The sequence below is a fragment of the Nocardia brasiliensis genome (assembly GCF_011801125.1).
In the GTDB taxonomy this organism is placed as follows: domain Bacteria; phylum Actinomycetota; class Actinomycetes; order Mycobacteriales; family Mycobacteriaceae; genus Nocardia; species Nocardia brasiliensis_C.
In genome coordinates this window covers 6,509,377-6,534,391 of sequence record NZ_CP046171.1, presented here as the reverse complement: position 1 = coordinate 6,534,391, position 25,015 = coordinate 6,509,377, and the positions used below count along the sequence as shown (strand labels likewise).

The following is a 25,015-nucleotide window of genomic DNA, read 5'->3' as shown; positions in this document are numbered from 1 at the left end:
GCGGGCAGAGCAGGCGAAGGGTGCGGAGGCCCGCCAGGAAAACCGCACCCCCCGAGCCTTATTCGGCGGGAAACAAGTCCTCGTTGATCCAGGAGTAGAGATCCTGGTTGCCGAGTTGAAGGAAGGTCGCACGCACCGGAAGGGTCGCGAAGTCCTCACCGGAGAGCTTGATGGCTTCGTCTCGTCTCACGTTCGCTCGTGGCACGTAGTGTCCGAGCCGTACGTCACCGTCGACAATGACTGTGAGAATGGCCTTTTCGTTGACGGGGGCACTGCCGCCCTTGACGCCGAACACACCGGCCACGGTGGAGTTGTTCTTGCCGTAGTACAGCTTCAGGCCCGAGGTGTCGAACTGCTGGAGCTGCATCACCATGTGGTCGGAGATCGCTTCCTTCTCGACTTCGCGCAGCGCCTTCTTCTGCCAGGTGCCCTTGGTCTCGGTGTCGCCGCCCTCGTAGGCCATCTCGGGCAGGTTCTCCAAGCTGGTGTGGCCGATGATGTTCCAGCCGTTGGGGGCGGTCGTCACCGCCGCAGCCACCGCCGGGTTGGTGCCACCGACCAGGCCGGTAGAGGACAGAGTGAGTGTGAGCGCCTTGCCCTGGAGACGGCCGGCCAGGACGAACACGACGGGGGTCGTGTTGATCGGGCCACCGGAAACGTAGATCACATTGCCCGCGCCGATACTGGGCAGAGTGCCCAGCAACTCGGCGATCTTCGGGCCGCTGGCATCCCAGGGGATATCGACCGCGGTATCGGTGGGCGCAGCCTTCGCCGTGAACTTGCCGCTGGTCGCGCCGCCGGTCATCGTGAGCGTCTGAGCCTGTGCGCCGAAGGTCAGTGGGTCCAGTGTCTTGAGCGCGGCTGGGGTGGGCGGAAGGGTGCCGGGTGCGGCGACGTAGATGTAGCCCGCGCCGGGTGTGATGACGGCATTGTCGTTCAACGCCATAGAAATAGAACTCCTAAGCAGATGTGCGCGGCGGCCGAAGGCCGAGCCGGATCAACCCCTGGACACGCCAGCTGTCCATGTACAAACTGCTGAACTGGGTTGCGCCCATGGTTTCGAACACGGAATTCAGATAGCCGTGCTCGGTGAGTACTTGCCGCTTCGCCGCGTCGTAGAGGGCGGAAAGCGCGTCCTGATAGAGGTTTTCGGTTTCGACCAAGCCGTCGACGGTGTAAGCGGTCATCTCGATCACCGGCAGCGACAGGTCTTCGGGGCGTTGGAGGTTGCGGAAACCGCCCAGAGATCGAACGTTGACCATAGGAAAAGCCCTGTGGTCGAGGTCTTCGACCCAACTGCCCACCTTGACCGTGTCCGGCAGCGCAGCTCGCAGGATCGGCAGAGCAACGGCCTGGACACGAGGCATCCGGCGCGTCATCGTGCCTTCTTTGGAAGTCTCCGCGGCAGACCGGCCGCGCCGGTGATGATGTACAGGCCGGGGGTGTGCTTACCGTTCTTCGACACATGACCGAATTCGATTGCCGCAGCGGCATTTTGCTTACCCTTGCGGTCGATCAGGTTGACGAAACTGTCGACATCGCCGTGAGTGACGGTCACCTCGGCGTGACCGTCATGGCGATGCGCCGCGAGCTTTGCCCTGGCGATCTCGGCGACCGACTTCGCTTGATCAGCAACAGCTTTAACGACGCCGGGGAGGTTCGCGACGAGCTTGTTCAGTTGCTCGTCGGACATGGCGATGCCCATCAGAACCTCCTGATCAAATAGTCGAAATGCGCTGTGCGCCTTGATCCGTTGAACCGAACCGCGTCGCCGAACAGTGCCCAGCGTGTGCCGTTCCATTCGATCTGGGACTGTGCGCCCAGCGGCGCACCGTGGTTGAACCCCCGCACGAAGCGAATCCGATACAACTGCTCGGACTCGTATCCCTCGTTGTCCTGCTCGGTGCGTCGCGCGCTGGTCCCGGACTGCGCGACGGCGCGAATCGTTGCCTTCGCCGGAAATCCGAGTTTGGCCGGCCGGGTCCGTACGTTGCCGTCCGCGTCGGTCACGACCTCTTCCGGGTACACCACCACCGACTCATTTGCCTTGTCCAGCAGGCTCATGCGTCCCACCAGAACTCAGGCTCTGGCCGTGCTCCGATCGGCGGCCACGGCAACCGTGGATGTATGAGGAAGACACGCTCGGTCACCCCGAGCAGTGACCATTCGTAGTCCATGATCTCGAGCCGGCCGGTGGCTTCTTTCCAGTTCAATTGATACGAGTACGAACCGTCGACCTCGCCGGTCAGGCCCTCGGGATTGCGGATGACCCGCATCACGGCGTTGGCTTCGACCATCACCACGAGATCGGCGTCGAGTTTGGCCGCGCCGATCAGGTCGTCGAGGTTCTTGATCCGTGCCCGTATCAGTAGTTCGGCATCAGCTAGCAGCGTCGCCGCTTGGGTCGTCTCGTCCTCGGTCAACGGTCTTCCGAGGCGTTTTGCTACGTCCGCCGGAACGGCTCGCGCCATCGTCTACCGCCTTGTAGCCAGATTTGAGCAGCACCGCGCCGTACTCGTCATCGACGTCGACCACGGTGCCGAAAGGGTGAATGAGCTTCATGTCTCGCTTTCGGTCCGGAGGGAGAGGCGAAAATCTCGCCTCTCCCAGCTGATTACGGCGTCTTGACGTTGTTGAACTTGACGAATGCCTTCTGATCACCGAGGACCCAGCCGAAGGTCACCTCGACGAGCAAGGCGGCCTGGTTGGTCTGCCACAGCGACACCGTGTTGGTGCCATCGCTCAAAGTGGCGGTGTCGGTGAACTTGTAGCGGATCGAGTCAGCGAAACCGATTCGCAGCTGGGAGAAATCACCGCCGATCACCCGGATACCGGTATCCGGGGCCGCGCCCAACTGACCGGATACCGCGCGCCCGTAGTGCGCCGAGTAGCCCAGGATGTCACCGACGCCAGCGGCAAGGTTGACATCGGAAACATTCAAGGTCTTGCCGGTGATGTCGCGGGCCGCGGCTTCGCGAATCAGAGTGCTCTTGAACCGCGGATCGACCGCCCAGCCGTTGAACTCGAAATCAGGGTTCGCGCTGACCAGGTCGTAGCCCGCGAGCAGGTCATCGAAAACCGAAGTGGTTGTGGTGTCAGGGAAGTTCACCGCGTTCGTGGTGTTGCCGATCACGTTGGACGCGTCGATCCCCAGCAGAGCACCACCGGTCAACGGCTGCTTGCCCCAGAACACGGCCAGGTCGATACCGCGGCCGATCGCGAACGCCAGATCGGTGCGGATCTGGTCGTAGAAGCCCTGCGGGTTGGTCTTGGCGAACTCTTCGGAGAAGGTGACGATGGTCGCGATCTTGATCGGCTGGAAGCTCTTGCTCGACCAGGCGGTACCCGAGAGCGGCTTCACACCGCCCTCTCGTTGGGCGTTGGTGGTGCCTGTGCCGACCTGGCCGACTTCGGGCCGCTTGGTGGTGACCGGAATAACGGTCTCGCCGAACGTCACCGGAATAGGGGTACCGAGCCGCAGAGCGAGCGAGCTTTCCTGTGCCTTCTGAAAAATGGGGCCGGTAATAGTCTTCGGCAGAAGATTATCCGGAACATACGCCAACCGGCCCTGGTGGTTCGTGGCAGTATTCGGAGCAAGTTCGTTGATCTGTGCCATAAGTGGCGGAAATCCTTATCGAATGTTGTTCCGCAGCAGATCACCGAACGCGGTGGCGGGATCTGCGACCGACGCGCCGCCCAGTGCCTGGGTCGGGTCGGTGGCGGAAGGGGAAACCGGAGTACCGAGCAACGTCTTCACGGTGTCGGCGTGGGCCTGCAATTCCTCGGCAGTCGAGCCCTGGAGCAGCGATGCGAACTGCACGACCTTCTCGGCCGGCACACCCGCCTCCAGGGCGGTGCGGAGCCGCAGAAGCTCTGTGTTCGCGGTGTTCGCCTGCTCGGCGAATGCCTGCTTTTCCGCGTTGGCGGAATTGAGTTGTTCGGCTACTGCGGCCTGGGCCGCGGTCATCGCGGCAGTCAGCGCCTCGTTCTTTTCGACGCGATACCGTGCAGCCTCACTACGAACATCGGCCAGCTCTTTCCGAACCCAGTCCGGAATATCCGCCTGAGCGACGTTCTGAGGAGTTGCGCCCTGATTTTGGACAGACTGATCCTGTGCAGGGTTTTCGGTGGACACAATGCCTCCTGGGCATAAATAGACACACTCGCCCGGAGTGTGGAAGTCAAAAAGAATTACGCGGCGGCGGTCAGCTCAGCCGGCCGATCTCTTTCGAGACGTCGGTAGCCGTCTTCGACCGCACGTCGGAAGGCGTTCACGGCGTCTTGCCCGCTCTTGCCCTTGGTCGAGGTTCGCCACAGCTTCTTGGCCGCCAGGTACTCGTCCCGGCCGGGCCAGGTCTGGGCATCGAAGACGGGCACGACCTTGCATCGACAGCCGGTGTGCCACTTCCGCATTGCCAGCCGCATACGCTTGTCATCGCCGTCGTCGAACAACTGAATCGCCGTCCTGTCGCGGCCGTGGAACCCGGCCTTGGGCGCCGAGCCGTACAGCGGGCCTCTGCTGACCATCATTTGGCAGAACCCGCAAGGCTCCGGTCCTGTGGTCACCCGAGCCCACCCGATAACTCGTCCGCGGCTGCGCTCACCAGGCCGGAGTTCGACCTCCGGCGCGGGAACTGGTGAGCCGCTTTCAGCTTCGGGCTCTTGTTCGAGTTGTGGCCGGTCGGTCTCGGCTGCGTGGATGAGCGTCTGGCGCCCTGCGCCTTCAGTCACCTTCAGTGCTCGTAGTACTACCGCGTCGACCGCTTCGCGTGGGGCGTCCTCCTGGGACAGCGCCCGGCGCTCGGGTTCCATATCGCGGCGAAACCAATCGAGGCGATATCCAGCCAACGGGATGTCATGAGGTGGGGCCGTGGGCAGATGGCGTTGCCGCTCAGAGTCGTAGAACTGGCGGGCCAGCTCGGCAGAGCGCCGCCGTGCTCGTTCGATGGTCGGGTACAGCAGCCGGAGCAGTAGCTCCCAGTCGAGCACCGACATATCGGTGCCTTGGTACTGACTCGCTGCCAGATAGACCGTGGCCGCAGTCTGTATGTCGATCTGACGCTGTGCTTCGGCGTATTCGTCGAAGTTCACGCGGCGGCCGACCTCGGCGCTGTCTCGCCCGGCCGGCCAGCCGGCACCGGCGGGGCCGCCAGCATCTTCGCCAGCTGGCTCGATGAGGACTTCTCGTCCCACTTGTTCATCTGGGCGCGCTGCTCATCGGTGTAGCCGAGTTCGATTCGAACCATCTCGACCGGCACGATCGGCCGGCCGTCCGCTGCCTTCGCGGTCGCGAGTTTGGTGTAGGCATCTGCTTTCGAGGCCAGGGTGGGCGTGCTCGGATCGCGCCAGACGGCCTCTAGCCGCCGGAAGTCCTCAGGCACATCCTTTTTCATCACCCGCATGGCCAAGCGCATCGCCGCCTCCCACGCGCCACCGAACTGGCGGGCAATCCGCTCGACGGCCTTCACCAATCGGATCTCAGATGCTTGGATCGCTTCCGCGCTCGCTGGGTTGTCGCTGTTGAACGCGAGGTACTGCGGGGGAAGCCCTGTGTAGGACGCGAATTGGCGTGACAGCTCGCCCATTACCTCGGTGAAGTTCCGCAGATCCGCAGCGCTGAACTGGAAGGCACTTCCGGCCTCGTTGGCGAACGCGGCTAACCTGCCGTAGTACATCTCCTCCAGCTCGGCCTTCGAACCGTTCGGGGCGATCTCGGATTTCTCGACGCCGAACACCAGCCGCAGCGGAACCGCCATCAGTTCCTCGGCCGCCTGAAGATTCATCATAAGCCGTGCCGCGGCGTCAGTAGTCGCGCGGATCTCCGGGGTCAGCAAGCTAGCGCCGTACCGGTTGGACAGCTTCGCGCCGTGCACGATCGGAATTACTGGGACCTCCCCCAGGTTGTGACCGATTCGCTTCTCTACCGCCCACTGCGAGGCTGCGCCGTGCGCGCGGATCAGCAGCAGCGTTTCATCCGGCAGCAACAGCGTTGCCCGCTCGGGCACCCCGAACTCTTCGCGCGCCTGGTAGATCCGCAACGCTCGGGTGACTTTGCGTGTTCGCGGGTCGACCTCGGCGTACATGCTCAATGGCGACTCCAACCGGATGATCGGTGAATCCGCGTCGTCGTCCTCGCCAGGGGCGGCAACCGTGATGTAGCTGCGTCCGAAGATCAGCGCGTCCATGTGACCGAGCGAGGATTCTTCATCCAGGTCGTTGTTCTGCCACCATTGCCGGATATCGTCGAGACCTTGGGACTTGCCGCTGAGGCGGAAGTCCTCGAGGTCCAGCCGTTGTTCAACCGCGCGCAAATACAGTGCGGGCCAACCGATGTCCATCCGCAGCTTCGCCATCTCCGGCGGTGTCGCCATCCCGAGGGTTTCGAGTCGATATCGGGATTCGGCGTAGGCCAACGACTCTTTGAGAGAAGGCGTCGAGGCGGCGAGAACGTTGGTGAGTTGATTGACGTGCTCGTCTATCGTGGTCAGGCCAGGATCACCGCCCCTCGGCCTCGGTTCTTCTTGCTCATCAAAAAGTCCTGTCGTGCACCGAACGCGAGTACGGCGCACACCGCTGCGTCGATCTTGCGGGAGCTGTCCTTACTGGCTTTGCGGATGCTGATGGAGTCATACGTCGTCGGATGCCGACGTGCGTTCAAAATCTGTTGCCGCAGAACTCGATTGCCGTCGTGAATCAGCTCGGCTTCCAGCACTGCGTCAAGGAATCGCTCGCAGTCGAGTGCGAAATGCTTTTGCTTGCCGCGCATGTCGTAAGCGATCGGGTGGCCTGGGCTGGCGTTGACCTTGATCTTGCGGCGGTAGTCGCGAGACCACATGTCGACGTAGGCTTCGAACTCGCGGACGTCGGCACGCATCGCCACGACGTCGTAGGTTTCGAACGCTGAGCGGACCGCGGCGTCGACGTCGTCTCGGGGGATCTCCTCGTTGGGGTGATCTCCCGGATTCCAGGTCTTGAGCAGGAATATCGCGCCGTCGTCGACGCGGCACGCCACCAGGGCGGTGTGATCGTTGCTCTTGGAGCCGTCGAACCCCAGCGTGACGCGGTCGTTCGCCTGGAGCTGCACGGCACCGTGGAGCCGGTCCCACTCGTGTGGGGCGATCCAGCTGTCTTCGCTGGCGTTAACTTGATTCAGGAATTTGCGTCGGCTCTCGCTGACCGGTCGTCGTCGGTCCAGCATCGACGCGATGATGACGTCGAGGTCCAGCCAGACCGCGTCACCGCGGGCTATCTCCAGGCCGTCGCGCAGCTTGGCTACGCCTGCCGCGTATCCCTCCGGATCTTCGACCGGTGAGGGAATCTCGGACAGGGGAGTGTCGGCTGGGGCTTCCACGGCGTCGTAGAGCAGGCCGGTATCGATGGCCTTGCCCGCCAGCACGTCCATGTAGGCGTCATGGTCACGTTCGCCCACCGAGTCTTCGCCGGGAACGTGGGCATTGCAGATGCTCAACGCTCGACACCCGCCGTAGGCGGCCTTGTCGACGTTGCCTGCAATGACCTCGGCCATCCGGTGGCCGGAGTTCGCTTCGACCCACCACTGAACTTCGTTCAAGATGACGAAGGTCGGACGCTTACCTTCAAGTGCCAGAGGCGAACTCGTGACACCTTCGATGATTCCGCCGTCGGCGGAGTAGATAACCGTCTTGTTGATATCTAGCTTGAATTCTTCCTTCAGCCGCTTCGACGCCATGGCCGGAAACAGGCTGAAGGTGTTGCGGGTCTGGTCCAAACTGACTGCCGCGCATTGAATCCAGGCCGCGTGACGTTTCTTGCCGATCGGTTCGCCGTTGGCGTCGAAGTGCGAAAAGGCCACTGGCCCACAGAGTTCGACAAGCGCGAGTGCAGCGGATACGGGGTCTTTGCCCCACCCCTTGAGACGTCGTAGGACGCCGGACCGGTACACGAATCGGCCGTTGTGATCGACGGCGTACCACCACACGACGAAACGGATTTGTTCGTCGGTGGGCATGAACGGTGTTCCGGCGTTCGGTCCGCCCGGAGTCAGCACGTATTCGAACAGCCAGGCGAGAATCCGCCAGCCCAACGTCTTCTCCGGCAGGAACCATTGCCCTGCCGGGTATCTGCGCCAGGTCGGGCCGTAAATGTGGGGTGGAGCGGGAAGTAGTTCTGTCGGGTACTCCACCCGCCTCCTATCTATCTCGGATGGGAGCGACCACAGAGGCCAAAGCGGCGGCCATCCGTTCAGAGCCCAGGAAAGACGGGTGGATGGTGTCGCAGGTATAGTCGTCTTCGAGCACGTAGGACGACCCGTTCCACGTCCGCAGGGTGCCGTCCATGTCCACCACGCCGGCCGCGCCGTAAGGCAGCGTCGCCATCCACCGATTGGCCGCGGAGCGCTCGGCGTAGCCGGTGCTACTACGGGGGATGGTGGTGCACAGGTAGATGGGCTTGTCGCCGATCGTGGTCCGGACCTTTGCCATCAACGCGGAAACATCACCCTGGAACTGTGCCAACGTGCGGCCTTGGTTGAAATCATTTGAGCCCGTCGCGATCACAGCGCCATCGAGCTGAGCGCCGGCCAAGTCGAGCCGAGAAAAGAACTCAGGATACGAGTTGAACTGTGGCGTCATGATGCCCGCCATCGACATGTTCAACACCAGCGCGTCATTACGCGTCGCCCACAGCTGCGGGTAGGACCGCCAGATCGGCTGGGGAACAATGGAAGACGCACTCGTCCCAGGGCTGCCCATCACGCCTTCGGCGATCGAATCGCCGATGAACAGCCACGCGCTACGCGCGCTGACGCATTCGAACTCCACGACGAAGTCGATCGGGATTCCGGCGGGGATACTGGAACCGCTGGTGACGGTCGGGTCCAACGCTGACGCCGCCGACGTCCAGTAAAAGCACTCCCCGATCGTGGTCTGAACCGAAGTAGACGAACTGACCGTGTAGCCGATGGCGAGTAGGTACTCCCTACCGGCCTCCAACGGCGTGGTCACCCACGGGGTGTAGTACCACGACCCGTCGCCCGGTATCGGGAAGTCACCGGAGACAATCGTGGTCGCTGAATTTGCGACGAAACCCCCAGTGCGGGAGGTCGTCCCATTTCCGGTGGTGACGCGAGCGGCTTCACCGAACCGAACGCCTTTACCGGTCAGCGCGGTCTTGCTCGCGCCCGTCATGCCGAAGTTGCGGAGTTTGACTCGCCAACGACGCGTGGAGACCGGCAGTTTGATCGAGGTCCGGAACCCGGCCTGCGTGCTGACGGTGATGTTGGGCGCAACCGTTTGGTCCATGCCGCCGTTGCAATAGCTGATGATCCGCGTCTTCTCCGAGGCGTACGCACCCGCGATGCCGTCTTCGATGTAGTTCATGCGAGCCGCGGACAGCGGCGTCGTTTGCGACGGGGGATTGGGCTCCCACGTCTGCTTCACGTATGGCAATTACGCTCCGGGATAAAGGGTTTCAGATGGAAACAACGTTTCGGACGGGTACGGGACGCTCGGGCTGACCGTCGCGACGATCGGAAGACCTTGTGCGCTGCCGCGCCCGCTCGGCGTCTCGGCCACGACGGACACAGCACCGGTCAGCGGGTACGCCTGCACGCCGCCAGCAGCGACGCCAACCTCCGCCAATACGCCGGCCTCGGGCACCACCGCAGCCGCCAGAGCGACACCGCGGCCCACCCCGAGATTCGCCGCCACATCGACCGAGACATGTGCGAGGACCGGAAATCCTCCGGCGCTGGCTCGACCAGAAGCAACCGTGCAGACCGCGCCGGCCGCGCCTTCCAACGGGCGACCGGCTGCCATGACGTTCGCGGTACTGATGAGCACGACCGGCGCCACGCTTGGCACCATCGCGTGAGCGACGGCTGAGCCGGTGGCCGCCTCGAGCTGCACGCTCGGCCCGGCCGCTGCCACGATCGGCAGCGCCGCGCCAGAAACGCGCGCGGAGTCGAGTTCGACGACTACCGAACGGGTTCCATCCCACAGCAGCCGATCCCCGAGCCATACGCGGGAAGCGTGCTGGTTGTCTCGGCCTCGCACGATCCGATACGGCTCGACGCCGCGACGACGGATCGGCACCGGCTATGCCACCGTGAAAGTCAGCAGGCCGGCGGCGTTGAGCTTGGCAGTGAAGGTCGAATTCGTCGACGAGATGTTGCTACCCAGGTCGCTGTAGCTCAGCAATGGCTTGTTCGGTGTGCCGTTGTCGATGTAGGCGACAACCCACCGCGCCGTCAAAGTGGAGTTAGACCACGAGGGGTCATCGAAATCAATCGCGATGACATTCGTAGCCGGGTCATAGGTCCACGTCAGATTCGAAACCGTTTGTCCGCCAGCGGTATAGCCCGGTCCGGTCACTTCCGAGGTGACGTGAGAGAAGTACTGATGTGCGTCCTGATCAGGGGTATACGCCGCAGCGCAGAGAGCGACCTTGACCGGATGGGAGATGAGGTTGATCTCGCCCGCGAACAGCGACCGAGTCAGGCGACCGTAGATCTTGGTGGCTTCGCCAGCCAAAGAGAACTCCTAGAACGTGAGATAAGTGGTGTTCGGATCGCGGACCGGCAGCGCCGTGAACTGGGCTTCGGTCATCCAGACGACTCGATCCACGCCGCCGCCGTTGCGGACGAACTCGCTCAAGATCGGGGGAGGGGCAGGCAGATTCGCGTCGATCAACCCCCAAAGGCCCACCGTGCCGCCGGTATCCGGCACTCGGATCGGGTACGAGTCGTTTCCGATCGTGACCAGCGCCGGTCCGGGGTCGAGATCCGGTGAGGTGAAACTGCCGTCCGGCAGAATCTCGACCAGATGGTTGTATCGGATCACGATCCCCGAGCCGGAACGTCCTTGCCGGATGTGGTCGGCGCTGAACCCGATCTGCCGAACCGCTCGGGAATGCCCGATGTCGATAATGCGGTCAGCGATGATCGTCACGCGGCGCGCTTCTCCAGCGCGTCAAGTCGCCGCAGAGCCTCGGCGAGGGCATCGACCACGGTCTTGCCGCCGAGCTGCTTCCATCCGGTGTACTGGCCCGCGTCGCGGGAACCCTCACCGGCCAGCTGCTCGCGAATGTCCTTGACATCACTGCCGATCGGGCCGACGAATCCGGCGACGAAGTCTTCGATGTGCTTGACCTCTGCTGCGCTCAACGGCGCATCCTCCCTATCAATGAATGCCTGGACATCACGGCGAAAAGCGCTCATGTCGATGCCGGCCGGGTCGATCTTTCCTTCGGAGCTGTACTCACGATGAGCGACGCAATCGCTTGCGCCCCTGCCGATTCGGCGAAGAATCGCCGCGCAACCGCGCTTGTAGGCGTCCAGCTGCTCGGGGGTCCAATCGCTACCGTCACCGCGGCTCACGGCCTCGATGCCGATCGTGTGGTAGTTCGCGTTGTTGGTCGGCCAGCCGTCCCAGCTACCCCGCCCTGCATGCCAGCAGACGCCAGCCGCGATCACTCGGAACGTGCCGTCGCGCTCCAGAACCAACTGTGCCAGTGGGCCTTCCAGGTCCGGCCGGCCGAACTGGACGATGCGCCAATCCTGGCTGCCACCCCCGGCGGTGTGATGGCACAGAACCCCGCGAATGTCGCGGAAGTCGTCGTGACCTCGGCCGCGCCAGCCCTCATGTTCGATGACCCGCAAGCCCTCCTGTCGAAGGAGATCCGCGAGCCACACCGGATCACCGGTCCAAGACATAGAGAAACCAACCCCAAATGATTCGATGAATGGCCGAGCGGCCGAAAAGTTGTCTGGGCGACAGGATTTGAACCTGCGACCTCCCGCACCCAAGACGGGCGCTCTACTGCTGAGCTACACCCGGAGATGCCCGTATCTGTCCGAGCCGACGACACTCCGAAATTCGTCCCCCTCGAAGCGGGTACCTCTGAGCAGATCGACCAGGACTCGAACCTGGAACCCGCGGCTTTGTAGACCGCTGCTCTTGCCGAATTGAGCTATCGACCTCTGTTGCCGGGAGCACCTAACGTTCCCAGCGCCTCATCTTGTATGCCGCGTGGCTATCGCGGGGTCGGGTACTTGGCTTCCTTGCGGCGCGGCCGGTTTCCCCATTGCTGATATCCCTGGATTCGAACCAGGATCTCGCGGAGTAACAATCCGCAGCTCTGCCAGTTGAGCTAGACATCAAAGACACAACAGCTCCGGAGGACACCCTCCTCCGGAGCCGGAACGCGGAGCCGCGCTCTGAACCGGGCCAGACGGCCAACCGGTCCTAACTCCCCGCCTGCATTCGCTGACGGAACATCTCGGCGATATCGACGACCTCGGCGGCCTGGCCACCGCGTTCGACCTCCAGCCGCACCCTGCGCCTGGCGCCCTCGGTGACCAGCAAGTCATTGAGCATCGTCTGAACCACGCTGAGCACCTGCCCGTTCACGCGCGGAGACTTCAGCAGCCCGTCCAGGAAATGCATGGTGAGACGGGCCATTTCCCAATCCGAGGGCTCGTAGTACTCGGCCTGTGCCGAGTGCCGCAGCGACTCGTACAGATCCATCACCAGCCCGTGCGGGCCGGTCAGATCCAGATCCGGAATCGCCACCACACCCGCTGCGGGAATCGTGTCGACCGGACCGTCGGGCTTGTTGCGCCGCACTCGCTGATCGGATCTTTTCGGAACAGGGCCACGAACGCCCACCATGACCTCCTGGGTCTGACGGGCTCCTGTCCCGTCAACGACTTAACGACCCAGGGTGACGAACTGATGGACGAAACCTCCGGGCACTCAACTCACGCCGACGCGCAGCGCTCGCCGCCGCGCCCTCAACGGCAGATTTTCGACCGTGGCAAGACGTGCACACGGCTCGCAGATTCTCCAGGCAGTGATTACTGCCCGGCGCGATGTGGTCCACCTGAGATGCGATCCCCAGGCAGCCCACCCGCGCGATCTGGCATCGCCGGCGGTCTCGACGCATCACCGCGGCCCGGCGCGCAGGCCAATCGGCCGGCAGTTCACTCCAACGCGAAGAGGTAGACCAACTCACACCAACAGCGGCAGAACCACCGCCACGATGGTGAGAGCCACCTTCGCAATATCCAGCCACTGCTCAACGGTCAAACCAAACAACTTGATGTCCCTCTCTACCGGCAGCGGCCTATCTCCGGCCGCTGACCGAACGGGCCGAGCGAAAGGCTCGGCATTCCCTTGGCGGTATGAGGAAGCGGCAAGCTTCCGAATCGGCCGACGCGGACCGGGAACGGCCGGTCAGGGCCGGTCCGATCGGTTTCGGGACCGCCCCTCGAAAGGGCGGTCAACCGGACCGGGTCGAACCGGATTCAACCGGTCCGGATGGCCGATCGGCCGGTCGTTCGGGGTCGTCGTTCGGGACTTCGTCCCTCTCTCCTACCCTCACTAGTAAGTAGGTGACCAATTTTCCGAAAACCGGCGTTCGTACGGTGTCTAGTGGCGAAGTTCACACCACCTTTCTTTCCCACCTGAGCTTTCTTGGCATAGCTAGCCGATAGCGAACCTCTATACCCGTACGGAACCGGGCGGCCGCAGTCACGAGCCGGTGCCGGCCGAGGGCGTGGGGGCCTACCCCCTGGGGGTAGGGCGCGGCCGGACCGCGTGAGGGAACGCGCGCGATCGCGACGCGCGACCATACCTGGTCGACGTGCGAAGGGCGAGGCGAAGTCGTGTGACCCTGCCCACTGTCGTTCGTGTTGACATCTGGTTGGTCGAGATGTCAACGTATCGGTGTGAGCAACACAGACAACCCGAACCCCTTCCCGATGCCCTTACCGGTGCGGGACTGCCGCACTGAGCGCGAGCACGCTGCCCGCTGGCTCGGTTACGAGCACGCGGTAGGCCGTATGCGCGGCGCACGAATCGACGTGTTCGAGAACGAGTTTCACGCCTATTGCGAAGGGCATCAGCGCGGCCTTGAGGTCGTAGGCAAGTAGCCATTCACCGGGCCGTCGGCCCAGTCACACTCTGGAGACTCGAATGAACAACTCAGATAGCCACTCAGATGTCACTGCTGCCCGTGGGGGCGGTGTCTCGCTGGCCAAACCGCCGGGCTACCAGCTGGACGCGTTGCGCCATGCGATGGCGCAGGCCGAGGCGGCGGGCCATTACGCGCAGGCCGACCAGTTCAACGCCCGATACGGGCGGCTCGCGCTGGATATCAGTTTCGACGAGTTCGTTGCCCACCTCGCCCGCACGGGCCGTGCCCTGCTGGGCTAGCTCGCTCCACCGAAGGGAATCAATCCATGTACAAATCAGTCCGTCTGATCATTCTGGTCACCTGCATAGCGACAGTCGTGCTGGTCGCCATCCTGGCGTTCGCCTCCAGCGTAGAGTCTGAATGTGTCTCTCTAGCAACCGTTTCCGACCACGTCATTGCGTTGCCCAATGGCGACGTTGTGCCGGATCTGATGATGGAACTACCGGGGTCCGAAACGGTACCCGCCGTCCCGGAGGATAGTCCGCTCTTCGACTGCCGCGTCGACGGCAATCAGATCTGTGGCTACGACGCGTTCGTGGTCGGCCCGAACGGCGAGCCGATGCACGTACCGGCTGGCTACTACGGATTTCACTACCTGGGTGACATCGGCAATCCGGACGCGCGCGCAGCGCTCGGCCTGCCTGAACTGAACCTCAACTAGGCCCCAGGCGGGCCGGGGCTGTCGGAATCAGCCCCGGTCCGCTCGGCAAGCATAGAAGGACTCCCGATGCTGGATACCCTCCCCCTGTTGCACGTGGACTACCCCCACGCGCCCGGCTACCTATATGACTGCCTGGCGTGCGAGCACCGCCCGTGCCAATGCACCGACGAACACGGCCGTGCGCTGTACGCGCCGTGCGTATCGGCCGAGTGCTGGCAGCAACGCCTATGGTGAAAACGCCCGCAGAGAGCTACCTGGCGCGGCAATTCGAGCTGTTCATGGTCGCGCAAGCCTGCGGACGATTCCCCGGCCCGGAGAACCGCGCGAGCATCGCTGACATGGTGCAACGGTTGCCCCGCGCGTCGGTGGTCCGAGCGTGGGACCACGCGCGACTCCGTACCAACGCATTGCACCTGAGATAGCAAGTCCCACAACCACATAGCCCGTAGCACCTCCGCACCCCTCGGCCGAACGGTCGGGGGGTGCTTTGCTGTATCTGGACGAAAGAAACCTGTTGCCCAGCAACGTATCACGGCCGCGGGGCGGGTGAATAGGCATTGCGACGCCCTAGCGTCAATTCTGAGTGCCGCGAACCGGTCTCGGCACCAATCGGTATACCCTCGCCCATTTCCGGGCGGCAGGATGGAAATGCGAGCCGGAAATTCAATCCGACTCATGTGTTGACATATGGACGGTCCACACGTAAAGTTCTTCATGTCAGGCCGGAAGGCCGGGCAGCAAACGTCTAAGGCTGCATTCGCGGCCGAAGCGCACGCTATCTGCGCGAGCCTGGAGCCCTTACACACCTTTAGGGCTAGATCGCCATTCGGTGACAGCGAAAATACTGGCTCGCAACCCGAAAACATGCGCTCGGTGCCCGTGGCTGAATGTTCATTGAGAATTTCATAGTGTGGGGCCAGCGCCCGAAACGAATACCTGAGTCGACCTGTCCTCGGGTATCGACGGTCGGGCGTAATAAGGACTTTGCAACAGCAACAATAAGCACTGATTTAGTCGTGCCGCTGTCGCAAGTCACCCCGTAGCCAAACGGTCTAGTGCAGCCGCTATGCGGCACGCACGGACGCTAGGGCTCATATGCCGGGCTCACGCCCGGAAAGGCCGGTTCATACCGGCGCGGGGGCTGACAAAGAGAAAGGAAGAAACCCGTGCAGACCGTCATGTTTACATGCGAATCCGAGCACGAATCACAGGTGATCGGAAATTCTGTGAACCTCTACCGGCACATACTTTCAGAACGAGGTGTAGACCCGACGCATTACGGGCCGTATCCCGAGGGAGTCGGAATCAGTCTGGACTGGAACGACGTTCAGGAGGCTGCGGTCTTCATCAAACCAAGCACCATGACACGAATGTCCATTCACATGGCCCGAGCCATACGCGAAGCGCTCTTGTACAAGGAGAAGTGCGGGAAAGATCCCGAGTTCTCCAAAACCGCTGGAAAGCTCGCAGCTCGGCTGACCTCTGAAATTTGGTGGGCCGAGACGACACGGCTGTAAAGGCTTGAGCTGAAACCAAGGCACCTGCAACGTTTGAGCCTGAAGTTCGCCCCGGCCGCAAACCGTCGGGGCGTTCTTGAAGTCCAAACAGCAGAAAGGTATGAAATGAAAACAATACACCTAGTGTGGCGACAACAGAGCGATCACAGCGCCACGGTGAATGTTCCCAAAGGCTTCGAAGCGGATGTTTTGCCATACGGAGTAGTTCAAAACTTGGTCGTAGGGCTCCCCGACACGGATACATACATCAACGGTCTCGAGTATGTATTCGAAGTCAAGGAGGCGGACGAATTCGACCCTACCGCAGATCTTCTGTTCGCAAAGGTTTGAGATTAGACATGTACACCGAAACAGGCGTGAATCAAAAGCGCGCGAGGTGGGCGGATATCGGTCTCGAAGTCTACGCGCAGGCGGTATCGGCGGCCCTCGATAGATTTGGGCGTGGAACGGGGCAGATCGACGGCCGGAACACTCTGAGCGATGCCGACGTATTCGACGAAGTAGCAAGCGATTTCGTGGGAGATCTGGCACATCTCGCACGGCTGAGGGGCCGGGGTATTGAAGGAATTATTCTGCGAGGCATGGGGTACTTTGAAGCCGAATGCGCCAACGAGATAGCCGAGTGGGGCCAGTCATGAAGACGATAATCCTGCGCTGGCAGGAAACCAGCGACCATGAAGTAAGGGTGTCCGTTCCCGATGATTTCCATCTCGATTCTGATTACGCCGACGACATTGCTAACGACGTCGCGTCTCTCGACGACGATGGGTTTCAATACTGTGAGCGGGACTCCTTCGAATTCGAGGATGTAGGAAACATCGACTCTGCTGCCGAAGTGCTATATGAAGAAACGGGAGTGTTGATAGACGATAGATAAAGGTCTGGCTAAATTGCGCTGTGTTTGAGCTGGAGAGCGGTCACCGAATATCGGGTTCGGTGACCGTTCGCTCGTTCAAAACAGAAAGGTGCATTCAATGTCAAAGGAAACAATCGAGTGGTTGAACACTTATACGTTGATCGGCATGACTGAGAAACGTGGAACAGCTTGGCATTACCGCAAGTCTGTTCAAGGTGACCAGCCAAACCACTACAAAGGATTCGTTCCGGTGGCCGATGTCGTCTCCCGGCTGTTCAACTGGGAGGCGCAATCGGCACCGATCCGCTACGACATCCACGGCACGGTCGAAAACTTCACCAACATCGACGACAACGGTGCAATGTTTCGCACGATTACAAACGATTCTCGGAAGGTCATCTACAGGTCCGATACTGGCGCGCTTCTCGGAGTCTTCAAGCAGGGCTATCGTATTCACCAGTTCCAGGAATGGTTGCTAGACAACCTGGCGAGCCTGATCACCCCCGACGGACTTGCGGTTACCACTGATTCGCTCGGAATCGGTTCCGCCGGACTGCTTAAAGGCGGCGCTCAGGCATGGGTGCAGCTCGAACGTCCCGAGAACGTGAAGACCAAGGAAGGTGTGGAGTTCCGTTCGTCGGTGCTCGCAAGTTCTTCGCACGATGGAACAGTCGCTACTCAGTTCTCGGCCGTGCAAACGATCGTAGTCTGTGACAACACACACTGCGGGGCCATGGGCGAAGCTCGCGCGTCTGGAAAGCGTTTCAAGTTCAAGCGCACGAAGAACTCGCTCGACAAGATCGGGGACGCACGTCAAGCCTTGGGAATCGTCGTAGAGTCCGCCGACGACTTCGCGGCCACCGTAGCAGACCTGTGTGCGACAACGGTTACTGATCGCCAGTTCTCGGAGTTCCTGACGCTGTGGGCACCGGTCCCGGAGGAGAAGGGCCGCGGACGCACGATGGCAGAGAACAGACGCGACGCGCTAACCACCATGTACAACACCGACATGAGGGCCGCGCCCTGGCGCGGCACAGCGTTCGGAGTCCTCCAGTCGGTCAACACCTACAACCACCATGGCTCCACCGTGCGCGGGGAGACCTCGCGCGCTGAACGCAACATGTCCAACGCGATCACCGGCAAGACCGGCGAGGCGGACGCGGAGGCGCTTGGCATGCTGAACCGAGTATTGATGTCCGCCTGAAGGTTTGGCCCATGCGGATAGCTCCCGGCTGTCGGAATCAGCCGGGAGCTATCCCTCGCCCGAAGAAGCTGAATGAAATCACAGCGTCAGAGGATGTCTCCCGCATCCTCGCCGCGTTCGACCGTGCGCGCCATCTCATCATCGACGGTTTGAACATGACCGAGCCGTACCAAGATGCGATTGACCTACAAGAGAGCGCCTTTCGTGCTGCCCTCGTCGAACGCTCGATAACGCAGGACGAAGTACTGGCGGAGCGAGGTGAGACGCTGAGGGAAAGCACAGGGGTCGTCGGGCTGGTGAACGCGTACTGAGCCGGAAGTTGGGTCACGGACTGCCGGTCCGTGGCCCTTCTTGCTGTCCAGTGATGAAAGGAAACAGCTATGAATCCGATGGCAAGAGAAGTCTCCGATCCCCGCCCCGAGGCGGCGGACGGGTGCGATCCGAACGCGCTGCTCGAGAGATTTCGTGCGGCAGTGGCAGTCGTCAGTGACACGGCAACCGAGTACTACGCCGATGAGAACCGCTCGGCGTCCGAGACTGCCAAGTTCTATGACGAGATCGCCGAGTATCACCGTGAGGCGGCCGAAGCGATGGAACTGCTAGACGAGCATCTGAGCGGGGGCGGACGGCTGCCCGATGCGTGGCGGCTGGGGTGATCGATAGAGGCGGCCGGACCGATCGCCTTGGTGTCGGTCCGGTAGCTGAAGCTCCCACCTTGCAGGTGTTTCGCCTGGTCTTCATGCCGAGGCGCCGAAGCAGCCATGGGCTGACGCCGGCAGCGACAAGGTGCAGCGCTGCACCGGCTCGCTACCTGCCGTAGAGGCTGCGGCACGAGTACCCCTGATCGGGCGTGATCCCGAAGACGGTCGTATCAGAAAGCCGGTCATGAATCGCCGCGGTTCCGGCTGCCAACCTCCGAATCTCCCGCAGGTAGCGGCATAAACCGTTGTCTTGCAATATATTACGTAGAACTCGGCCGTACGGTCAGCTGTATGAGTGTTACTCGAACCTGGATCAGGCCCTGATTCCTGCGCGTGGCGTTCAGTGGGTTGGTGGTGTTGAGTGCATCATCAATGCGGTGGTGAAGGCTTGATCCGAATCCAAAGGGCTACAGAGTGTTTCGGGTAGTGAAGGTTTGAGCACGAGCCCATCGTTCGGGACCTGTGGAGGCTTGGTGGGTCCAGCTCCAAAGAGGCCCGGCGTCAGATACCCATGGACAGGTAAAAGTACTCTGCCAAAGTTGTTGACGTGACAGTGGTTTGGGTAGCAGGCTTGTAGGGCATAGGGGCGGATGCCGAGGCATCGTACGGTCATGGGCCGACGGTAGCTGATGGTGCGGCCGTAGGAATTTGAGCAGCTTGAGTGCTGTAGGTTGAAAGGACGTGGTTCGAATATCTGTTCGAGGGGGGTTGTGGGGCGAGGTGGTGAGAGGATGTAACGGCGATTGACATGCGTGCGATCCAGATGTCAACCTGTGGGGTGTGGCAGCGGAAGATACGTCCAAACAGGAAATACAAATGAATACAGCAGATGGATTGTCAGCCGACGTCGTCAGGGCGCTGGTCGAAGCCGGGGAGAGTTGGGCAGAGATCGCGACTCGCTTTGACACGAGCCGCCAGAACGTTCAGCAGTTTGCCAAACGTCACGGGATCGAACCGCTGAAAACTCCTCGTCGTGAGGTAGCAGAGCACTTCCCGTGGAAGGTTCCGTCCGACCAACAGGCCGCGATGCCATACCAGAGGCTGCGCGACCACGGCGAGTACATCGCCTCTGGTGGGGTGGGGATGTCGGAGCGCAAGCTGAAGGGGCTGCGAAGCTGGTACGAAATGCTACGAAAGTACAACTACGTACTGGAGTTCGATCCGCATCAGCCACCTATCTACGGAGTCTCGAAGTACGGCGGGTTCGTGTACCGCGAACGGCAGGAGAGCGACGGGAACCTGTTGATCAGGCTCAACTCGCACACTCGGCTGACATCCAGGGGAAAGTTGATCTGGGTCTTTCCGCCGAGAGACCCGTAGGGGAAGGGCAGCTGGATTGGTGGAACTACTACACCCCGGAGCTTCGGTGGTAGTAGATCATTTACCGTGGGTGAGGGCTGTTTTTGAGGGAACGACGGACTGTCTGTTGTTGTGGGTTCGTCGCAGCTTGATGCTGCCTGAGGATGACGAACTCTGGTTGCCGGTAAGTGAATTCATACGCAAGCACAAAGGCGTGTTGCGAACCGAGACACGCGTTGAGGACCCTGCCCTGATGTTCGGCGAGGGATTCCGGTCTTGCTACCGACTCAACATGGAGGGGCCAGGCGCATAAACGAATAAGGAGTTATAGGTGGTAGGACCGGATCGGTCGGGGGACCGTGAACTTGCCGCAGACGAGGGGCCGCCCGGACCAGGGCGGCCCCTCTCTGTTTCCCAGCACAAGACTTACAACCGATGCCCATATGGCTACTACTTGGAAAGGATCGAGGGCGCCTGGCAACGGCCGGCCGCCTGGCTGCCTCAAGGTACGGCGTTCCACGAGGCCGCAGAGGCATACGAGCGATCGGGTCGAAAGATGACCGTCGACGCGATGCAAGACGTGTTCCGCGAGTCTTACGCCCGTGCAACGAACGAGATGACCGCGGAGACACCGAACCTCACGTACTGGTTCCGGTCGGGGCCGTATGCGGGACCGCAGGACATCCAGCGCCGATTCGGTCTTGGGCTCGACCAGGTCGAGCGCTATCCGGCGTGGTACGAGAAACACCCGAACGAAGTCATCTGGATAGATCCGAACGGCGAACCCGGCATAGAACTTGGGTTCGTCGTCGATCTGGCCGGCGTCACTGTCCGCGGATTCATCGACGCGGTGATTGTGGACGAGACGACCGGTCGTGTGCGGGTGCGAGACAACAAGAGTGGCAACACGCCCGGCGATGACTTCCAGCTCGGGACCTACAGCGTTGCTCTCGCGGTCAAGTACGGCATGGAGCAACCCTGGGTCGGGGACTATTGGATGGCGAGGACCGGCAAGCCGACGTTCGACTATGACCTGACGGAGTGGACCGTCGAGCGAGTCACGGAGGAGTTCCATCAGCTTGCCGACGACATCGCGGCTGAGCGGTTCTCTCCGGCTCCTGAGCCCGCAAAGTGCCGTTTCTGCGCGGTCGCTTCGTCGTGCGAGTTCGCTGCCTAGGCGTCGTCCCGTCCGACCTGGTCACTCTCACTTCCCACGATCGCGCGCACCTGACGGCGACGTTGGTCTGATTCTTCGAGAGTTATCTCACGAGCGGAGACCGCTTGCAGGATTCGGTTATCGAGAGACAAAGCGGTGGACAAGAGTTCGGCAGCGGCAATACTTACAAGGGGGGAGTCACCCTCGCGCCTTTCCAGGCTATCTATGATCTGCACAACGATTTCGACATCGGCTTGAACTGCCTTTAGTCTTAAATTGGAAATTCTGGCCTCGCGCTCTATTCCGATGGTATAAAGGCGAAGGAAGAAGTCCAATATCTGATTGGCGTGCTTTAATGCCTGCCATCCAGCGTAGGCTAAGCTTGCACCCATTGTGTGCCCGACAGTGATGACATCTTGCCACGGGTTCACGGTTACGCTGCTCGTTAGCCGCAAGCCCGGTCGAATGTCGATATCAATATTTTCGGACTGTGCGATGACACGCTTTGTAAAGACATCTAGCTCAAGATCCTGTTGGATCATCATGGCGATTCGCTCGCGAAATGTATTTATCGCCAAGGGGTCATGAATTGGAAGGGGCTTCTTAGGGTCTGCGCCGGCAGTGAATCCGTAAGTAGCGAGCTTGATCAGGAAGTACCGTGCCATGTACTGAGCCCTGTTTACAAAGAATAGCTCAGGATCTGGGCCAAAATCGGCCGTGACCAGTAGCGCGCCCGCCGCTTCGATTGCGAGCGTGCCCTCCGGTCGGCGGCCACCACCGATGAAAGAGCCAGTCACGGGAAGATCATAACTGCTCGGCCTGTGGCCGGGCCGGAAACACGAATTTGGAGGCCGACCGTATATACGTTACTTCAATCCCAGGCGATTCGAGGCTCGGCAGGTCGGCCGTTGCCGACGGTATTCCGCGCCCTGGCGGCGAAGGGGACTGACCTGCTCGCTGGCCAGATGGTGTTGGTGGCCGCGGCGCCCGGCACCGGCAAGAGCTTGTTCACCCTCACGCTCGCACTACGTTCACGGGTTCCGTGCTTGTACTTCAGCGCCGACTCCGATGCTTTTACCCAGCTGGCAAGGGCGGTGTCGATCCTGACCGGCTGGCGACATGAAGATGCGGCCCGGAGGGTGCTCTCCGGGGATCTCTACGTCGTCGACGAGCAGTTGGCGGAGGCTCCGATCAGGTTCGTCTACGAAGCGTCCCCGGACCTTGACGATATCGAGCGCGCGATGCTCGCCTACGACGAGGTGTACGGAGATTTCCCAGCCCTCGTCGTCATCGACAACATCACCAACGTCTCAACGGCAGGCAGCGCCGATGACCCCTTCGCCGGACTGGAATCTCTCGCCGACTACCTACATGGGATGGCACGTCAGACCGGTGCGTGCGTCGTGTGCCTGCACCATGTCACCGGCCCGTACAACGACGCAGGTAAACCCATCCCGCTCAGCGGAGTGAAGGGACAGATCACTCGTGTTCCCGAAGTCGTGCTGACACTTCACAAGCCGGTGCACGAGTTCGGGCCTGACGTGCTCGGCGTCTCGACGGTGAAGAACCGCAACGGCAGGGCCGATCCGTCCGGCATGGACTTCGTCGAACTGGAGTGGATCGGCGACACCATGACCATCCGCGATCTGCGTGCCACCTAGACCTCGCAAGGTGTGCCGGGACTGCACAGAGCAGGGGGTCGTCACCCGCCGGCCTGCGCCTCATCCGGGGCCGCGGTGCGCGACACATCACCGGGACCGCCGTAAACAGAAACGCCAAGACAACCACGGCCGGCACATCGGAGCCACCTACGGCATCACCGCCGAGGAGTACCGGCAGATTCTCGCCCATCAGGGCGGTTCCTGCTACATCTGCCGACGAGCTACCGGTGCCAGAAAGAACCTCGCGGTCGATCACGACCACATAAGCGGAGTCGTGCGGGGATTGCTCTGCAAGAAATGTAATCGAGATGTGCTGGGGCACTTGAGAGATGACGTCCAGGCCGCTCAGCGGGTAGTTGCTTACCTCATCGACCCGCCCGCACGCAGAATCATCGGGCACCGAGTGGTGCCCGGACATCAAGGAGTCCGATGCGAACCGTCGTTGAGAATCTGAAGATCGCGCTTGACCTGCTACAAACACACGGGCTCGGTCAGAGCGCACTGTATGACCCCTATACCGGCTGCTACTGCTCGGTCGGGGCAATCTACGCCGCCCGAACCGGGAAGCGCGGAATGGCTGTCACCTCCTACGACGAGATCAGGCACGAACAGCAGGCGTTCGTTGACACCCCCGAGTCCGACGCAGTTCGGCAGGCGATGGCCGAAACGGGTTTGCTCACTGAGCCGTTCGAAGGCTCCAGCCACATCGACGTCTACCTGACCAACGACAGCGTTGCCGAGCCGACCTCGATCTACGCGGCGTTCACACGGGCAATCGAGCACGCTCAGACGGCCGCATAGCGATGGGCGCGTCGATTGCCGCCGCGATTCAGCGCTACTTCCCGGGCTGGGAACCGCCCGAGGACTGGAACACCTACAACAAGACCCTGTGCCCGTTTCACGGTGAAACCCGGCCCAGCGCAAGCATTTCGTTTGAGCACAACCGATTTCATTGCTTCGCGTGCGGGGTCTCCGGTGATGCAATCGACATCATCCGAAGCCAGGAGGACATGACATTTGCAGCGGCTCAGCGCCTCGCAGCGGAGCTATCTCCAGGAGGCGACGACCCAGTACGCGAGAGCGTTCCGCAACAGCCCAGTAGAAGAATATTTGGCCGGCCGGGGCCTGACAGATCTGGATCGAGAGGGCCTGGACCCGTTTCTGCTCGGGTACGTCGACGATCCGCTCCCTGGGCATGAGGACTACCGCGGATTCCTCGCAATCCCGTACCTGCGGACCGGTGCAGACAGCAGGCTCGGTGTCGTATCGCTCCGATTCCGTTGCGGCTCAACCGATTGTGACCACAGCGGGCATGGCAAGTATCTGACTTTGCCCGGCGACCGGCCGAGGTTGTACAACACTGCCGATCTGCTGATCCCTTCTCGGTTCGTCCTACTGACCGAAGGGGAACTCGACGCCATCGCCGCCCACCGAATCGGACTACCCGCTGTAGGGGTTCCTGGCTCGACCGCATGGCGGCCCTGGTTCCGGGAACCGTTCCTGGGCTATGAGTCCGTGATCTTCCCGGCTGATGGCGACAAGGCTGGCCGCATGTTCGCCGCCGCGACCGCGAAACACCTTCCGAACGCCAAGATCATCTACCTCCCGAACGGCGAAGACGTGAACTCGCTCATCGCCAGCGAAGGCGCGGAGGCATTCAAAGAGAGACTGGGGATTGCGACCGATTGAGGTCACCGTGTACACCCGCCCGAACTGCCAGCCGTGCGCGTACACCAAACGAACTCTGACCAAACGCGGAGTCGACTTCACCCAAGTCGACATCACCGAAAGTCCAAAAGCATTCGACTATCTGAAGTTTCAGCTCGGAGCCCAAGAGGCTCCAGTTGTCGTGGTGATGAAGCGCGCCGACGTATGGACGGGCGCACGAGAGGAGAAGATCCGCGAATGGGCGGACCGGATAACGCCGTAGTCGACTACGAAGACGACTACTACGAGGACGACGACTACGGCTATCTGTATGAAGCTGACTGGGGCTGTGGAGATCCG

Annotated in this window: 35 protein-coding genes and 3 tRNA genes; 17 read left to right on the top strand and 21 right to left on the bottom strand. The window is 61.5% G+C overall.

Features of this window, described 5'->3' with window-relative positions:
• Window positions 1–58: 58 nt before the first annotated feature.
• The 20 genes from F5X71_RS29785 to F5X71_RS29690 form a co-directional block, all read right to left on the bottom strand.
• Window positions 59–946: a phage tail protein gene (locus tag F5X71_RS29785; protein WP_167464984.1), complete on the bottom strand. Its 888-nt coding sequence runs from the start codon at window positions 944–946 to the stop codon at window positions 59–61.
• Window positions 947–959: 13 nt separating this feature from the next.
• A complete protein-coding gene (locus F5X71_RS29780; protein WP_167464983.1) occupies window positions 960–1,379 on the bottom strand; it encodes a hypothetical protein in 420 nt (139 codons plus the stop codon).
• Window positions 1,376–1,705 (bottom strand): DUF5403 family protein, encoded by a 330-nt coding sequence (locus F5X71_RS29775; protein WP_203218232.1) that lies wholly within the window; start codon window positions 1,703–1,705, stop codon window positions 1,376–1,378. The genes F5X71_RS29780 and F5X71_RS29775 overlap by 4 nt, the downstream gene beginning before the upstream one ends.
• Window positions 1,705–2,064 carry a hypothetical protein gene (locus F5X71_RS29770; RefSeq protein WP_167464982.1) on the bottom strand — a complete coding sequence of 120 codons (360 nt, stop codon included), beginning with the start codon at window positions 2,062–2,064 and terminating at the stop codon, window positions 1,705–1,707. Before F5X71_RS29770 ends, F5X71_RS29775 begins: the two co-directional genes overlap by 1 nt.
• Window positions 2,061–2,423 (bottom strand): Gp19/Gp15/Gp42 family protein, encoded by a 363-nt coding sequence (locus tag F5X71_RS29765; protein ID WP_238815547.1) that lies wholly within the window; start codon window positions 2,421–2,423, stop codon window positions 2,061–2,063. Before F5X71_RS29765 ends, F5X71_RS29770 begins: the two co-directional genes overlap by 4 nt.
• A gap of 191 nt (window positions 2,424–2,614) precedes the next feature.
• Window positions 2,615–3,616, bottom strand: a complete 1,002-nt coding sequence (locus F5X71_RS29760) for a phage major capsid protein (protein ID WP_167464980.1) — start codon at window positions 3,614–3,616, stop codon at window positions 2,615–2,617.
• Window positions 3,617–3,631: 15 nt separating this feature from the next.
• Window positions 3,632–4,135, bottom strand: a complete 504-nt coding sequence (locus tag F5X71_RS29755; protein ID WP_167464979.1) for a hypothetical protein — start codon at window positions 4,133–4,135, stop codon at window positions 3,632–3,634.
• A gap of 56 nt (window positions 4,136–4,191) precedes the next feature.
• Window positions 4,192–5,091: a hypothetical protein gene (locus F5X71_RS29750; RefSeq protein ID WP_167464978.1), complete on the bottom strand. Its 900-nt coding sequence runs from the start codon at window positions 5,089–5,091 to the stop codon at window positions 4,192–4,194.
• Window positions 5,088–6,353, bottom strand: a complete 1,266-nt coding sequence (locus tag F5X71_RS29745) for a phage portal protein (RefSeq protein WP_238815546.1) — start codon at window positions 6,351–6,353, stop codon at window positions 5,088–5,090. The genes F5X71_RS29750 and F5X71_RS29745 overlap by 4 nt, the downstream gene beginning before the upstream one ends.
• 131 nt (window positions 6,354–6,484) lie before the next feature.
• Window positions 6,485–8,161 (bottom strand): hypothetical protein, encoded by a 1,677-nt coding sequence (locus tag F5X71_RS29740; RefSeq protein ID WP_167464977.1) that lies wholly within the window; start codon window positions 8,159–8,161, stop codon window positions 6,485–6,487.
• Window positions 8,162–8,168: 7 nt separating this feature from the next.
• Window positions 8,169–9,356 (bottom strand): SGNH/GDSL hydrolase family protein, encoded by a 1,188-nt coding sequence (locus tag F5X71_RS29735; protein WP_167464976.1) that lies wholly within the window; start codon window positions 9,354–9,356, stop codon window positions 8,169–8,171.
• Between the two features lie 69 nt (window positions 9,357–9,425).
• A complete protein-coding gene (locus tag F5X71_RS29730) occupies window positions 9,426–10,070 on the bottom strand; it encodes a hypothetical protein (protein ID WP_167464975.1) in 645 nt (214 codons plus the stop codon).
• Window positions 10,071–10,073: 3 nt separating this feature from the next.
• A complete protein-coding gene (locus F5X71_RS29725) occupies window positions 10,074–10,508 on the bottom strand; it encodes a hypothetical protein (protein ID WP_167464974.1) in 435 nt (144 codons plus the stop codon).
• A gap of 9 nt (window positions 10,509–10,517) precedes the next feature.
• Window positions 10,518–10,925, bottom strand: a complete 408-nt coding sequence (locus tag F5X71_RS29720) for a phage upper tail fiber protein (protein ID WP_167464973.1) — start codon at window positions 10,923–10,925, stop codon at window positions 10,518–10,520.
• The gene (locus F5X71_RS29715) at window positions 10,922–11,689 is read right to left on the bottom strand and encodes a peptidoglycan recognition protein family protein (protein ID WP_167464972.1); all 768 of its coding nucleotides are present in this window, start codon (window positions 11,687–11,689) and stop codon (window positions 10,922–10,924) included. Before F5X71_RS29715 ends, F5X71_RS29720 begins: the two co-directional genes overlap by 4 nt.
• A gap of 52 nt (window positions 11,690–11,741) precedes the next feature.
• Window positions 11,742–11,813 (bottom strand) — tRNA-Pro (locus F5X71_RS29710).
• A 68-nt stretch (window positions 11,814–11,881) separates the two neighbouring features.
• Window positions 11,882–11,956, bottom strand: a tRNA-Cys gene (locus F5X71_RS29705).
• 107 nt (window positions 11,957–12,063) lie between these two features.
• A tRNA-Asn gene (locus tag F5X71_RS29700) sits at window positions 12,064–12,136 on the bottom strand.
• Between the two features lie 85 nt (window positions 12,137–12,221).
• Window positions 12,222–12,602: a hypothetical protein gene (locus F5X71_RS29695; RefSeq protein WP_238815545.1), complete on the bottom strand. Its 381-nt coding sequence runs from the start codon at window positions 12,600–12,602 to the stop codon at window positions 12,222–12,224.
• Window positions 12,603–12,678: 76 nt separating this feature from the next.
• On the bottom strand, window positions 12,679–12,921 hold the full coding sequence (locus F5X71_RS29690; RefSeq protein ID WP_203218387.1) for an HNH endonuclease: 243 nt from the start codon (window positions 12,919–12,921) through the stop codon (window positions 12,679–12,681).
• Window positions 12,922–13,705: 784 nt separating this feature from the next.
• On the opposite strand from F5X71_RS29690, the gene F5X71_RS29685 reads away from it, so the two are divergent.
• The 11 genes from F5X71_RS29685 to F5X71_RS29630 all read left to right on the top strand — a co-directional run bounded on the left by F5X71_RS29685 (window position 13,706) and on the right by F5X71_RS29630 (window position 21,368).
• A complete protein-coding gene (locus tag F5X71_RS29685; RefSeq protein ID WP_167464969.1) occupies window positions 13,706–13,909 on the top strand; it encodes a hypothetical protein in 204 nt (67 codons plus the stop codon).
• Between the two features lie 43 nt (window positions 13,910–13,952).
• A complete protein-coding gene (locus tag F5X71_RS29680) occupies window positions 13,953–14,192 on the top strand; it encodes a hypothetical protein (protein WP_167464968.1) in 240 nt (79 codons plus the stop codon).
• A 26-nt stretch (window positions 14,193–14,218) separates the two neighbouring features.
• Window positions 14,219–14,614: a hypothetical protein gene (locus tag F5X71_RS29675; RefSeq protein WP_167464967.1), complete on the top strand. Its 396-nt coding sequence runs from the start codon at window positions 14,219–14,221 to the stop codon at window positions 14,612–14,614.
• Window positions 14,615–15,780: 1,166 nt separating this feature from the next.
• The gene (locus F5X71_RS29670) at window positions 15,781–16,131 is read left to right on the top strand and encodes a hypothetical protein (protein ID WP_167464966.1); all 351 of its coding nucleotides are present in this window, start codon (window positions 15,781–15,783) and stop codon (window positions 16,129–16,131) included.
• A gap of 338 nt (window positions 16,132–16,469) precedes the next feature.
• Window positions 16,470–16,769 carry a hypothetical protein gene (locus F5X71_RS29665; protein WP_167464965.1) on the top strand — a complete coding sequence of 100 codons (300 nt, stop codon included), beginning with the start codon at window positions 16,470–16,472 and terminating at the stop codon, window positions 16,767–16,769.
• On the top strand, window positions 16,766–17,008 hold the full coding sequence (locus F5X71_RS29660) for a hypothetical protein (RefSeq protein ID WP_167464964.1): 243 nt from the start codon (window positions 16,766–16,768) through the stop codon (window positions 17,006–17,008). Before F5X71_RS29665 ends, F5X71_RS29660 begins: the two co-directional genes overlap by 4 nt.
• Window positions 17,009–17,105: 97 nt before the next feature.
• Window positions 17,106–18,191, top strand: a complete 1,086-nt coding sequence (locus F5X71_RS29655) for a DUF932 domain-containing protein (RefSeq protein ID WP_167464963.1) — start codon at window positions 17,106–17,108, stop codon at window positions 18,189–18,191.
• 11 nt (window positions 18,192–18,202) lie between these two features.
• A complete protein-coding gene (locus tag F5X71_RS29650; protein WP_167464962.1) occupies window positions 18,203–18,502 on the top strand; it encodes a hypothetical protein in 300 nt (99 codons plus the stop codon).
• Window positions 18,503–18,571: 69 nt separating this feature from the next.
• Window positions 18,572–18,847, top strand: coding sequence for a hypothetical protein (locus F5X71_RS29645; RefSeq protein ID WP_167464961.1), 276 nt, complete (start codon window positions 18,572–18,574; stop codon window positions 18,845–18,847).
• An 825-nt stretch (window positions 18,848–19,672) separates the two neighbouring features.
• Entirely contained in the window at window positions 19,673–20,212 is a 540-nt protein-coding gene (locus tag F5X71_RS29640; protein ID WP_203218231.1) for a helix-turn-helix domain-containing protein, read from the top strand.
• Window positions 20,213–20,522: 310 nt separating this feature from the next.
• Window positions 20,523–21,368: a RecB family exonuclease gene (locus F5X71_RS29630; RefSeq protein ID WP_167464959.1), complete on the top strand. Its 846-nt coding sequence runs from the start codon at window positions 20,523–20,525 to the stop codon at window positions 21,366–21,368.
• Here the strand turns inward: F5X71_RS29630 and F5X71_RS29625 are convergent.
• Window positions 21,365–22,144: a hypothetical protein gene (locus F5X71_RS29625; protein WP_167464958.1), complete on the bottom strand. Its 780-nt coding sequence runs from the start codon at window positions 22,142–22,144 to the stop codon at window positions 21,365–21,367. The genes F5X71_RS29630 and F5X71_RS29625 overlap by 4 nt on opposite strands.
• Window positions 22,145–22,255: 111 nt before the next feature.
• Between F5X71_RS29625 and F5X71_RS29620 the strand changes: the two genes are divergently transcribed.
• The 6 genes from F5X71_RS29620 to F5X71_RS29600 are packed head-to-tail and all read left to right on the top strand — an operon-like array spanning window position 22,256 to window position 24,938.
• Window positions 22,256–23,008 (top strand): AAA family ATPase, encoded by a 753-nt coding sequence (locus tag F5X71_RS29620; protein ID WP_238815544.1) that lies wholly within the window; start codon window positions 22,256–22,258, stop codon window positions 23,006–23,008.
• Entirely contained in the window at window positions 22,998–23,462 is a 465-nt protein-coding gene (locus tag F5X71_RS29615; protein WP_203218230.1) for an endonuclease domain-containing protein, read from the top strand. The genes F5X71_RS29620 and F5X71_RS29615 overlap by 11 nt, the downstream gene beginning before the upstream one ends.
• Window positions 23,438–23,809, top strand: a complete 372-nt coding sequence (locus F5X71_RS29610) for a DUF6197 family protein (protein ID WP_167464957.1) — start codon at window positions 23,438–23,440, stop codon at window positions 23,807–23,809. The genes F5X71_RS29615 and F5X71_RS29610 overlap by 25 nt, the downstream gene beginning before the upstream one ends.
• 2 nt (window positions 23,810–23,811) lie before the next feature.
• Window positions 23,812–24,207: a CHC2 zinc finger domain-containing protein gene (locus F5X71_RS37865; RefSeq protein WP_428981413.1), complete on the top strand. Its 396-nt coding sequence runs from the start codon at window positions 23,812–23,814 to the stop codon at window positions 24,205–24,207.
• Window positions 24,119–24,697 (top strand): toprim domain-containing protein, encoded by a 579-nt coding sequence (locus tag F5X71_RS29605; protein WP_428981412.1) that lies wholly within the window; start codon window positions 24,119–24,121, stop codon window positions 24,695–24,697. The genes F5X71_RS37865 and F5X71_RS29605 overlap by 89 nt, the downstream gene beginning before the upstream one ends.
• A 7-nt stretch (window positions 24,698–24,704) precedes the next feature.
• Window positions 24,705–24,938, top strand: a complete 234-nt coding sequence (locus tag F5X71_RS29600) for a glutaredoxin family protein (protein ID WP_167464955.1) — start codon at window positions 24,705–24,707, stop codon at window positions 24,936–24,938.
• The last annotated feature ends 77 nt before the right edge of the window (window positions 24,939–25,015 follow it).